The organism is Collinsella sp. (assembly GCF_052346665.1).
Classification (GTDB): domain Bacteria; phylum Actinomycetota; class Coriobacteriia; order Coriobacteriales; family Coriobacteriaceae; genus Collinsella.
This window is the reverse complement of sequence record NZ_DAWDUX010000029.1, coordinates 1-2,836: the sequence shown is the minus strand read 5'-3', so window position 1 is coordinate 2,836 and position 2,836 is coordinate 1. Positions and strand designations below refer to the sequence as shown.

Below are 2,836 nucleotides of genomic sequence, written 5' to 3'. Positions count from 1 at the left end.
TGGGCACGAGCCCAGCGGAGAACCTCGTGAGCGCGCTCGCCTCCCGTGGCTTGCTGGCACACGGGGCGATCGCGCTCTTTGAAAGGATCTCGTCCACTCCTGCGCTTGTCCTCGAGGGCTTCGACACTCTTCGGGAAAAGCGTTACGGCCAGACCTGTATCGACCTCTTGAGATACCAGTGAGGAACCCATGACCAACACAATCCATCACGTGCTGGTGCCCGGCACCTTCGACCCCATAACGTACGGGCACATCGATGTCGTGCGGCGTGCCCTGAGGATCTGCCCCAAGGTGACGGTCGCCGTCGCCGAAAGCCTGGGCAAGAATGGGGTGGGGACCACCTTCACCCTTGCAGAACGCGTGGAGCTCGCGCGAACCGCCTTGCAGGGTCTCGAGGGCGTGGACGTCCTGCCGTTCACGGGCCTCCTGGTCGATTTCGCGGCTCAAGTGGGTGCCGGTGCCGTGGTCAAGGGCCTGCGTGCCATGACCGACTTCGAGTATGAGCTGCAGCAGGCGGATCTCAATTACCGTCTCGATTCCGACCTCGAGTCCATTTTCGTGATGAGCTCTCCTGAATACGGTTATCTTTCGAGTTCGGTCGTGCGCCAGATCGCTTCGTTTGGCGGGGACGTATCGGAGTTCGTTCCTCCCTGCGTCGCCAGTGCGCTGAAAGGGCGTTTTTCATAAACTACCTGCCGCAATAGTTGAAACGTGCATATGTGGTACCATAACGCGTTAGAGTGAAACAGCAGAAAGGAGCCCTTCATGCCGGTCGAGAACCTCCCGGGTGAGCGCATCGAGAGCCTTGTCGATGAGCTCGAGGGCATCATCGAGGAAGCGCGTCCTCCGTTCGGCAAGGGCGCCCAGCAAAAGATTATCGAGACCGATGTCTTCTTCAACATCCTCGATGAGATTCGCATGAGCTATCCCGAGGAGTGGCAGAAATCCCGTCGCATCCTTAAAGAGCGCGAGGAGTTGCTCGCCAGTGCCGCCGCTCAGGCTGATTCCATCATCGCCGATGCGCAGCAGCAGGCGCTCACCATCGCCTCTGAGCAGGAGATTGTGCGTTTGGCCCAGCAGCAGGCGGACGACATCCGCGATCGTGCCAACCAGTACGAGCGCGAGACCCGCTATGCTGCGGAAGATTACGCTGAGCAGGTGTTCACGCACCTTGAGGAGAATCTTAAGTCCCTCACCGGTACGGTCGCCCGTTGCCGCCAGCAGCTAAACGACAGCGCTGCCCAGAACCAGAACCAGGGCTGGTAACATGAGCTGCCTTGGTTCGGTCATGGTCGATTTGTCGGACAAGCTCGAGAATCCCGGTGAGTCCTATTCGTTTGCCGGTCATATCGACGCCGCTAGTTATTCGGTGGGAGACAAGGACCTTGCCTTGCCGCATGGCGCGTCGTTTGACGTTGTGTTCACGAACGCGGGCGACGGTATCCTGGTCACTGGCATGGTGCGAGCTGAGGTGACGGGCGCGTGCGATCGCTGTCTCGAGCCCGCATCCTTTGAGGTCGCCGGTGAGATCGAGGAATACTACCTGTTCGAGGAGCCCGAGGATCCCGACAGCTATGAAGATGGCTTTGAGCTCATCGGATCCGATCGAGTCGTCGATCTTGGCGATGCCATCTTTGATGCCGTGGTCATGGATACGCCGTTCGTCGTCTTGTGCCGCGAGGATTGCCGAGGGCTGTGTCCCACGTGCGGTGCAAACCTGAACGAGGGCGACTGTGGCTGCGCGGATGCCGCTCAAGAAGCCTGGGTTGCATCGGACGAGAATCCCTTCGCTGCCTTAAAGAATCTCAAGCTCGATTAGTCACCTATTCGTTTTTTGATGTTTTGTGTAACTCGGTGAATTCTGTTATTATCGTTGCTTGCGCGTAATCGCCGCCAGTTATGAGTTGTAAGGAAGGTCAACATGCCAGTACCTAAGCAAAAAAAGGGTCGCGCCAAGACGCACTCTCGTCGTTCGACGAACATGAAGATCAACGCTGCTTCCCAGTCCACCTGCCCTCGTTGCGGTGCTGTGAAGCTCCCGCATCATGTCTGCGGCAACTGCGGTTTCTATAAGGACCGCGAGGTCATCGTCGTCGAGTAAACTCGACTGGCGGTTACGTTGAGTTCATTATGGCCGGCTCCTAGAGTCGGCCATTTCTCTATCGGGGGGAACAACATGGATAAGGTTCGCGTGTGTGTTGATGCCGTTGGAGGCGACGAGAAGCCCGAGGTTGTGCTTGCCGGCATCGAGGCCGCGCTCGAGGCCGATGCGGACCTCGACGTGCTCGTTGCGGGTCCCGAGGAGGTTGTTGCGGGGTTCTGCTCTGCGCATGATCGAGCGGAGGCTCTCGTCGCGCCGGAGGTCATCACCATGGAGGATGACCCCATACAGGCAGTCATGACTCGTCGTAGGTCCTCAATCGTTCTTGGTTGTCGTGCGGTGAAAAAGGGGCAGGCGGACGGCTTTTTCTCCGCAGGATCGACGGGTGCCGTCACTGCTGCCGGCACGGCATACGTCACCCCTTTTAAGGTTGAGCTCGATGGTAGGCGCTCGGCGATTCGACCCTGCCTTACCAACGCCTTGCCCAATCGAGCCGGCGGCCTTACCGTCTTGTGCGATATGGGGGCAAATCCTGATGTTGAGCCCATGGATGTCGTTCGTTTCGCTCAAATGGGCGCAGCGTATGCGTCCTGTGTGTTGGGTATCGATGGGCCGCGCGTGGGTCTCCTTTCCAACGGTACCGAGGATCATAAAGGGAGCGCGTTCACGCAGTCGTGTTTTCCCCTTATGGCCGAGAACGTCGAAGGCTTCGCGGGCAACTGCGAGGGGACTGAC

5 protein-coding genes and 1 pseudogene are annotated in these 2,836 nt (G+C 58.7%); all 6 read left to right on the top strand.

The features are described from left to right. Positions 1-182 (top strand): annotated as a pseudogene (locus ACT8II_RS06455) (16S rRNA (guanine(966)-N(2))-methyltransferase RsmD); the annotation flags it as partial. A gap of 7 nt (positions 183-189) precedes the next feature. Next, a complete protein-coding gene (coaD, locus tag ACT8II_RS06450) occupies positions 190-687 on the top strand; it encodes a pantetheine-phosphate adenylyltransferase (RefSeq protein WP_118653801.1) in 498 nt (165 codons plus the stop codon). Between the two features lie 78 nt (positions 688-765). Beyond that, complete coding sequence (locus ACT8II_RS06445; protein WP_294123392.1) at positions 766-1,266, top strand: ATPase; 501 nt, start codon at positions 766-768, stop codon at positions 1,264-1,266. Position 1,267: 1 nt separating this feature from the next. Then, positions 1,268-1,819, top strand: a complete 552-nt coding sequence (locus ACT8II_RS06440; RefSeq protein ID WP_302741735.1) for a YceD family protein — start codon at positions 1,268-1,270, stop codon at positions 1,817-1,819. 102 nt (positions 1,820-1,921) lie between these two features. Next, on the top strand, positions 1,922-2,101 hold the full coding sequence (gene rpmF / locus ACT8II_RS06435; RefSeq protein WP_039910269.1) for a 50S ribosomal protein L32: 180 nt from the start codon (positions 1,922-1,924) through the stop codon (positions 2,099-2,101). 75 nt (positions 2,102-2,176) lie between these two features. Next, positions 2,177-2,836 (top strand): phosphate acyltransferase PlsX (locus tag ACT8II_RS06430; protein WP_443813397.1); only part of this gene is annotated, 660 nt, incomplete at its 3' end.